Here is a 7,526-nt window from a genome sequence, read left to right as displayed (position 1 = left end):
GCACGAGGCCGTCATGACGCACGCCGAAACGCTCGCCTTCACCACCGAAACCAGTCAGCTGCTGAATCTGATGATCCACAGCCTGTACAGCAACCGCGAGGTCTTTCTGCGCGAGCTGGTCTCGAATGCCTCGGACGCGCTCGACAAGTTGCGCTTCGAGGGTTACCGCGAGCCGGCGCTGCTGGACGGCGGCGGCGAGCTGCGGATCGAGGTCGAGTGCGACCCCGTCGCGCACACAGTGACGGTGCGCGACAACGGCATCGGCATGAGCCGGCAGGAGGTGATCGCCAACATCGGCACCATCGCCCGCTCCGGCACGGCCGAGTTCATGCGGGCGCTGCAGGAGGCGCAAACCCAGGACGCGCGCCTGATCGGCCAGTTCGGCGTGGGGTTTTATTCCGCCTTCATCGTCGCCGATCGCGTCACGCTGACCACCCGCCGCGCCGGCCGGCCGGACGACGAGGGCGTGCGCTGGCAGTCGGCCGGCGAGGGCGAGTACACGCTGGAGGCCGTCGCCGCGCCGCGCGGCACCGAGATCGTGCTGCACTTGCGCGACGACGCGCACGAGTTCGCCGACGCCTGGCGCCTGAAATCCATCATCCGCACCTACTCGGACCACATCACATTCCCGGTGCGCATGCCGGCGGCCAAGCCGGACGACGCCACGGCGGCCGAGCCGGCCTGGGAAACCGTCAACCAGGCGACCGCCCTGTGGGCACGCCCGCGCAGCGAGATCACGCAGGCCGAGTACGACGCCTTCTACCAGCAGCTCAGCTACGACAGCCAGCCGCCGCTGGCGCAGCTGCACAGCCGCATCGAGGGCACGCACGAGTACACGGCGCTGCTGTTCGTGCCGTCGGCCGAGCCGTTCGACCTGTGGGACCGCGAGCGCCGCCACGGCGTGCGCCTGTACGTGAAGCGCGTGTTCATCATGGACGACGCGGCGCACCTGCTGCCGGCATACCTGCGCTTCGTGCGCGGCGTGATCGACGCTGACGATCTGCCGCTGAACGTGTCGCGCGAGATTCTGCAAGGCAGCAAGACGGTGGACAGCATCCGCGCCGGCGTGACCCGGCGCGTGCTCGGCCTGCTGGAGGACATGGCGCGCGAGGAGCCGGAAAAATACCTGCGCTTCTGGGGGCTGTTCGGGCGCGTGCTCAAGGAAGGCGTGGTCGAGGATCACGCCAACCGCGAGCGTATCGCCGGCCTGCTGCGTTTTTCGAGCACGCGGCAGACCGAGCCTGCGGTGTCGCTGGCCGACTACGTGGCGCGCATGAAGGACGGCCAGAAGGCCATCTATTACCTGACCGCCGATTCGGTGGCCGCGGCGGCCGCCTCGCCGCATTTGGAGGCGCTGCGCGCGCGTGACGTGGAGGTGCTGCTGCTCGGTGATCGCATCGACGAGTGGCTGGTCGGCAGCCTGCCGCAGTTCGACGGCAAGCCGCTGCAGTCGGTGGCCAAGGCGGACCTGAAGCTCGACGAGCTGCCGCCGGCGCAGAACGCGCCGCCGGCGGTGGACGACGCCGACTGGGCATCGACGCTGAGCGCGTTGCAAACGGCGCTCGCCGACGTGGTGGAGGCGGTGCGCCTGTCCGATCGCCTTACCGAATCGGCGGCCTGTCTGGTGGCCGGCAGCCACGCGATGTCGGGCACGCTCGAGCGGCTGCTGAAGTCCGCCGGTCAGGCCCTGCCGGCCAACAAGCGCGTGCTGGAGATCAACCCGCGCCATGCGCTGCTGGCGCGCGTGAAGGCCGGTGCCGATGCCGAGCACATCGACGACTGGGCGCGGTTACTCTACGAGCAGGCGCTGCTGGCCGAAGGCGGGCAGCTCGAGCAGCCGGCGCAGTTCGTGCAGCGGATGAACCGCCTGCTGCTCGGCGGGTGAGCGGGCGCCGCAGCGAGGAGTGACACGCATGATTCCCCACCCCTGGCAGCGGGCCGGCGCACCGTGACGACGGACACCGAAAACCCGCCGTCCTGGGCGCTGCAGGCGCTCGAGGCGCCGGCCGACGAGCACGAGCTCGTGCACCACGGCGTGCCGCTGCGCTACCGGTCCTGGGGCACGCCCGGCCGGCCGGGGTTGGTGCTGGTACACGGCGCCATGGCGCACGCGCGCTGGTGGGACATCATCGCGCCGCGTCTGGCGGCGGACTTTCACGTGCTGGCGCCGCACCTGTCCGGCATGGGCGACAGCGGTCACCGCGATGCCTATTCGACGGCCCTGTTCGCCGACGAGGTGGTGGCGGCCATGGACCATGCCGGGCTGGGCAGCGACACGGTGGTGGTCGGCCACAGCATGGGCGGAGTGGTGGCGCTGGCGCTCGGCGGGCGCCACGGTGCGCGTGTGCGCGGCGTGGTGGTGCTCGACTCGCCCATCCACCCGCCGCATCACCCGTCGCCGTTCGATCCCAGCAAGGCGCCGTACCGGCCAAAGACGCTGTGCGCCGACCGCGACCGCGCCGCCTCGCGATTCGTGCTGCTGCCGCCGCAGCCGTGTCCGCACCCCTATCTGCTGCGGCACGTGGCGCGGCACTCGGTGGCGGCGCTGGCGGGTGGCTGGAGCTGGAAGTTCGACGATGCCCTGTTCCGCAAGCTCGAAAAGGTGGAGCCGTGGCGTCTGCTCGAGGCGCTCGAGATTCCGCTGGCGCTGATCTACGGCGAGCAAAGCGCCGTGTTCGACGCATCGGTGCGCGCCTACGTCGGCGATCTGGCGCGCCGGCGCGGCTGGCCGATGTTCGCCATACCGGGTGGCCATCACCACCTGATGCTGGACTCGCCGCGCGCGCTCACCGCGGCCTTGCATGGTCTGCTGGCGGGGTGGCCCGGACCGGTGGGTCGAGAGCCTCGGGTTGGCGGCTGAGAGCCTGTGAAGTTCTCGAACTTCGATCCCGTCCGGGCGGGTACCGGACGGGCGACGCAGGACATGCGCAGGACGCGCGTTTCTTCACAAACTCTGAACGGGCGCGGGCCGTCCTAGCGCAGCGAATCGGCCAGGCTCAGCCGGTAGCCCCCCGCCACCTCGAGGTTGGCGCCGGTGATGTAGGCGCCGGCCGGCGACAGCAGAAACAGCAGCGCGCCGGCGATGTCGTCCACGCGCGCGGGGCGGCCGAGCGGCACGTGGTTTTGGATGTCCGCCGGCAGGTCGACGGAGTTGTCGATGTGGCCGGGCGAGATCATGTTGACGCGGATGCCCTCCGGCCCCAGCGCCTGCGCCAGGGAGCGCGTGAGCACCAAAAGACCGGCCTTGGAAATCTGATACGCCATGGCGCGGGTGTTGGCCACCAGGTGCTCGACGCCGGCGTAGCCGAGGTTGACGACGTGCCCGCTGCCGCTGGCGGCCAGCGCCGGCCGCGCCGCGCGGATCAGCGCGTAGGGCGCGGTGAGGTTGGTTTCGAGCGTGGCGCGAAACTCGTCCGGCGTCAGCCCAAGCGGGTCGCCGAGCGGGTAGTTGCCGACGTTGTTGACCAGCACGTCGAGCCGGCCGGCCCGTTCGAGGGCGGTTTCGACCAGCCGCTCGGCCTCGCCGGGGCGGGCGAGATCGGCGCTCACGGCAAAGCCGCGCCGGCCGAGCGCGGTGATTTCCGCCACCGCGCTGTCGGCCTCCTGGCGCGAGCGGCCGTAGTGCACCACCACGTCCGCACCGGCGCGCGCCAGCGCCAGCGCCAGTCCCCGGCCGGTGCGCTTGGCGGCGCCGGTGACCAGCGCCACCCGGCCGGTCAGGTCGGCGCTCGTCGCCGGCGTCACCGGCGGCGCTCCAGGCTGACGCCGACGCTACGTGCCGCCGGCAGGATGTCCGGCTTGCGCACCGCCACGCGCACGCGCGTGACCTGCGGGTAGCGCTCGAGCAGCATGGTGGTGGCCGCGCTCACGTAGGCCTCGACCAGGTAAAAGCGCCCCTCGACCGCCAGCTGCGTGAGCTGTTCGGCCACCACCGCGTAGTTGATGGTGTCCCGGATGTGGTCGCTGGCGGCGGCGGCGGCGAAGTCGGTGTCGAGTTCGGCGTCGATGAAGATGCGCTGGTCGCGCTGGCGTTCGGATTCGATGATGCCGATCACGCAGTGCACGGTCAGCTCGTCGATGTGGATGGTGCCGATGGCCATGGGCAAGTCTCGGGTTGGGTCAGGGCGGCGCAGCATGCCGCCGTGGCAGGCAGGATGCGCGTCCTCGCGGTGTCGGGTTGCGCGGCGCAGGCGCCGCTCTCACGTCAGGATCGGGCCGCCTCATAGTTTGTGAAGAAATGCGCGTCCTGCGCATTTCTTGCGTCGCCCGTCCGGTACACGCCCGGACGGGCTCCCGCGAATCGAGCCCTCAAGGGCTCGATTCGCGTCCGGCCATCCCTGGCCGGCCTCGGAGCTTGAAAAATTCACAAGCTCTCAGCGCTGGCAGGCCGGGCACCAGAAGGTGGAGCGCTGCCCCATGCGCTGCTCGCGAATCGGCGTGCCGCAGACCCGGCAGGGCGCACCGGCGCGGCCGTAGACGTTGAGGTCCTGCGCGAAATAGCCCGGCAGGCCGTCGCTGTTGGAAAAATCCCTGAGTGTGGTGCCGCCGGCGGCGATGGCCTCGCCAAGCACCGCCTGCACGGCGCCGGCGAGGCGCACGCAGGCCGGGCGCGTCAGGCGCGCGGCTGGCTTGTCCGGCCGGATGCCGGCGCGAAACAGCGCCTCGCTGGCGTAGATGTTGCCGACGCCGACCACCACATCCGCGTCCATCAAGAGCAGCTTGACCGCCACGCGCCGGCCGCGCGCGGCGGCGTGCAGGTGCGCGCCGAGCGTGTCGGCGCCGAGGTCCAGCGGTTCCGGCCCCAGATGTGCCAGCAGCGCGTGGCGGGCCGGATCGTCGCCCGCGTAGAGGATGCTGCCGAAGCGGCGCGGATCGCGCAGGCGAAGGCACTGACCGTCATCCAGCAGGATGTCGACGTGGTCGTGCTTGCCGGCGGGCGTGCCGGCTGGCAGCACACGCAGGCTGCCCGACATGCCAAGGTGCAGCAGCAGGTGGCCGCGGGCGGTGCCGAGCAGCAAATACTTGGCGCGGCGGCCGACCGCTTCGATGCGTGCCCCGGGCAGGTGGCCGGTCAGTTCCGGCGCCACCGGCCAGCGCAGGGCGGCGTTGCGCACCACGGCGCCGGTGATGCGCCGGCCGACCAGCAGCGGTTCGAGGCCGCGGCGGGTGGTCTCGACCTCCGGCAGTTCCGGCATCAATCGTGGCCGGCGTGGTCGGGCGCGGCGTCGGGATCGGCAGGCGGCGGTGCAGGCGCGGCGGTGCCGGGCGCAGGCTCGGGTTTTGGCGCGGGTTCCTGCAGCGCCAGCAGGCGTTGGCCCTGGTTGTCGCTGAAACGGTAACGCACGGGCGCATCGCGCCGGTACAGCAGCCACTCGTCACCGTCGCGGGCGAGTGCGAGCTCGAGCGCGCCGCCGTTCCATTCGAGGCGAATCGGCTTGGCGTCGGCCGGCGCTTCGGCCTGTTCCACGTCCATCGCGTAGGCGCGCTGCCACTCGTCGACCAGCTCGGTGATGGCGTCGGCGCCGATGGCTGGCCGCTGCGGACTCAGCTGCCAGCCGCTGTCGGCGCGGGCGAGCGTGATGTCCGGCAGCTCAAGGCGCGTCAGCGTCACGCCTTCGGGCAGCAGGCGGCGGTCGACCCAGTCGGTCCACTTGGAAGCGGCGTGGTGGAAGAAGCGGTCGTCGATCAGGTGCACGGCGTCGTCGACGCGCACATAGCGGCGCAGGCCGACTGGGTTGGTGAGGCCGAAGGCGATCTCGGTGTGATCGAACACGATGCGCGCCTGTGGCGGGTCGACGCCGAAGGCGTTGTCCTTGTTGTCGGCCAGCGTGAGCTGGGCGGCGCTCACGGCGCCCGGCAGTTCGAGAAGCGTCTCGACCCGAAACGGTTGTGCGCGAAGGCGCGGTTGCTCGATGAACCAGTCCTTGCCATCCCGCACCAGCGCAAAACCCTCACCGCGCGGCGGGTGAAATTCGATGCGTTTGACCGATTGCGCGTCGAGCGTAGTGAGCCTGATCTCGGGCGGCGGCGGGGCCTTGCCGGGCTCGAGCACGGCGACCGCCGCCAGCGCCGCGACGATGATCGCCAGCCCCAGGTTCAGCCACAGCCGGCCGCGCATCAGCGTCCCCGGCGGCGCAGCCAGACCCCGAGGCCGGCCGCCGCGAACGCTGCCGGCAGGCCGAACAGGAAACCCAGGCCGATCAGCAGGCTGTCGTTGCGCGACAGCTTCAGCTCGGTGTCCGGGGCGGTGCGCGGCGGAATGTTGACGAAGGCGTCGTCGGCCGCCAGCCAGTTCACCAGATTGAGGCCCAGGTTGAGGTTGCCGCCGTTGCCGATGTAGGCGTTCGACAGGAAATCGCCGTCGCCGATCACCACCACGCGTTGCTCGCGCTCGCCGAGCTTGCGGGTGAAGGCGGTCGCCAGGATGAACGGCCCACGCCGGTCCTTGCCTTCGTCGAAGGCGACCTTGTCCTGCAGCGGACCGGTCTCGGCCCAGCCGGAGGCGGCGATTTCGATCAGGTCGGTGGCCGTCCACGGGTCCTTCGGGTCGTGCTCGAGGCCGGCCGCCAGCGGGAACAGCGTGGTGAACTCGAAGCCCGCCAGCGCCGGGTGGAAACGGTAGTTGTCCGGGCTCGCGATGGCGAAATGCGCGCTGCCGCCGATGATCTGCCCCACCGGGTCGATGATGGTGCCCGGCACCAGGCGCAGGCCGAACCGGGCGGCGATCGGTTCCAGGCCGTGCAGCGGCCCGGGGTCGGCCAGCCACAGCAGGTTGCCGCCGGCGGCGATGAAGCGCTCGATAGCGGCAACCTCGCCGGCGGCGAGATCGACCGCCGGCGCGCTGATGATCAGCGTCGCATCCGGCGGGAAGTCGCTACCGCTCGCCTGGTCGGCGCGCGTCGCCTGTACGCCCTGCTCGCGCAGCGCCGCGGTGAAGGTGGACAGGTCGTGGTTGGCCTGCCCGTCGGGACTGCGCTCGCCGTGCCCGGCGAGGAACACCAACTTGCGTTCGCCGCTGCGCGACAGGCGCATCAGCGCGCCGGTCAGCGCCTGCTCGTCGAGCTGTTCGAGCTTCTCGCGCCGGTCGCCGAGCTCCAGCAGCACCGTGCCGTCGGCGCGGATACCGAGTTCCTTGACGCGCGCCGGTGCCTGGTCCGGGTTGACATAGGTGACCTTGAACTTTGGCGACGCGGCGGCGTAGCGTTGCAGCAGGTCGTCGACGCTGGCGCGCAGCTGCGGGTTCGGGCGCACGAAGGCCGTTACGGTGACCGGCCCCGGCAGTTTGTCGAGCACCTGCCGGCTGGCCTCGGACAGCGAATTACGGCCGTTGGCGGTCCAGTCGAAGCGGTGGTCGTAACGGTGGGCCAAATAGCCCAGCAGGCCGATCACGGCGATGAACAGCAGCAGCGCCAGCGTGCCCTGCAGGCGCAACGCAAAACGGCTGGAAAGCGGGCCTGCCATGCGCTCAGCCCGCCAGGCGCTCGGCATCCAGGCGCCGGATGCTGAGCCCCAGGAACAGCACGATG

7 protein-coding genes are annotated in these 7,526 nt (G+C 70.9%); 2 read left to right on the top strand and 5 right to left on the bottom strand.

The annotated features are described in order from the left end of the window. The first annotated feature begins 13 nt into the window (after positions 1 to 13). Together htpG and PHC73_RS09475 are read left to right on the top strand one after the other, a co-directional pair. Positions 14 to 1,885, top strand: coding sequence for a molecular chaperone HtpG (gene htpG, locus PHC73_RS09480; protein WP_366949844.1), 1,872 nt, complete (start codon positions 14 to 16; stop codon positions 1,883 to 1,885). 63 nt (positions 1,886 to 1,948) lie between these two features. Further along, positions 1,949 to 2,860 carry an alpha/beta hydrolase gene (locus PHC73_RS09475; protein WP_300127112.1) on the top strand — a complete coding sequence of 304 codons (912 nt, stop codon included), beginning with the start codon at positions 1,949 to 1,951 and terminating at the stop codon, positions 2,858 to 2,860. Positions 2,861 to 2,973: 113 nt separating this feature from the next. On the opposite strand, the gene PHC73_RS09470 is transcribed toward PHC73_RS09475, so the two are convergent. The 5 genes from PHC73_RS09470 to PHC73_RS09450 form a co-directional block, all read right to left on the bottom strand. Continuing rightward, entirely contained in the window at positions 2,974 to 3,744 is a 771-nt protein-coding gene (locus tag PHC73_RS09470; protein WP_300127109.1) for an SDR family oxidoreductase, read from the bottom strand. Further along, a complete protein-coding gene (gene folB, locus PHC73_RS09465; RefSeq protein ID WP_300127107.1) occupies positions 3,741 to 4,100 on the bottom strand; it encodes a dihydroneopterin aldolase in 360 nt (119 codons plus the stop codon). Before folB ends, PHC73_RS09470 begins: the two co-directional genes overlap by 4 nt. A 273-nt stretch (positions 4,101 to 4,373) precedes the next feature. Continuing rightward, positions 4,374 to 5,195, bottom strand: coding sequence for a bifunctional DNA-formamidopyrimidine glycosylase/DNA-(apurinic or apyrimidinic site) lyase (gene mutM, locus PHC73_RS09460; protein WP_300127104.1), 822 nt, complete (start codon positions 5,193 to 5,195; stop codon positions 4,374 to 4,376). Next, positions 5,195 to 6,118: a DUF4340 domain-containing protein gene (locus PHC73_RS09455; protein ID WP_300127101.1), complete on the bottom strand. Its 924-nt coding sequence runs from the start codon at positions 6,116 to 6,118 to the stop codon at positions 5,195 to 5,197. Before PHC73_RS09455 ends, mutM begins: the two co-directional genes overlap by 1 nt. Then, positions 6,118 to 7,461 (bottom strand): GldG family protein, encoded by a 1,344-nt coding sequence (locus PHC73_RS09450; protein ID WP_300127098.1) that lies wholly within the window; start codon positions 7,459 to 7,461, stop codon positions 6,118 to 6,120. Before PHC73_RS09450 ends, PHC73_RS09455 begins: the two co-directional genes overlap by 1 nt. Positions 7,462 to 7,526 lie beyond the last annotated feature (65 nt).

It is taken from the genome of Immundisolibacter sp., from assembly GCF_028696615.1.
Classification (GTDB): domain Bacteria; phylum Pseudomonadota; class Gammaproteobacteria; order Immundisolibacterales; family Immundisolibacteraceae; genus Immundisolibacter.
This window is presented reverse-complemented; position numbering and strand designations above follow the sequence as displayed.

Excerpts from the sequence above, each read along its gene's own strand:
- htpG (WP_366949844.1), top strand. The coding sequence starts at position 14 with ATGACGCACGCCGAAACGCTCGCCTTCACCACCGAAACCAGTCAGCTG.
- folB (WP_300127107.1), bottom strand. The coding sequence starts at position 4,100 with ATGGCCATCGGCACCATCCACATCGACGAGCTGACCGTGCACTGCGTG.
- mutM (WP_300127104.1), bottom strand. The coding sequence starts at position 5,195 with ATGCCGGAACTGCCGGAGGTCGAGACCACCCGCCGCGGCCTCGAACCG.
- PHC73_RS09455 (WP_300127101.1), bottom strand. The coding sequence starts at position 6,118 with ATGCGCGGCCGGCTGTGGCTGAACCTGGGGCTGGCGATCATCGTCGCG.
- PHC73_RS09450 (WP_300127098.1), bottom strand. The coding sequence starts at position 7,461 with ATGGCAGGCCCGCTTTCCAGCCGTTTTGCGTTGCGCCTGCAGGGCACG.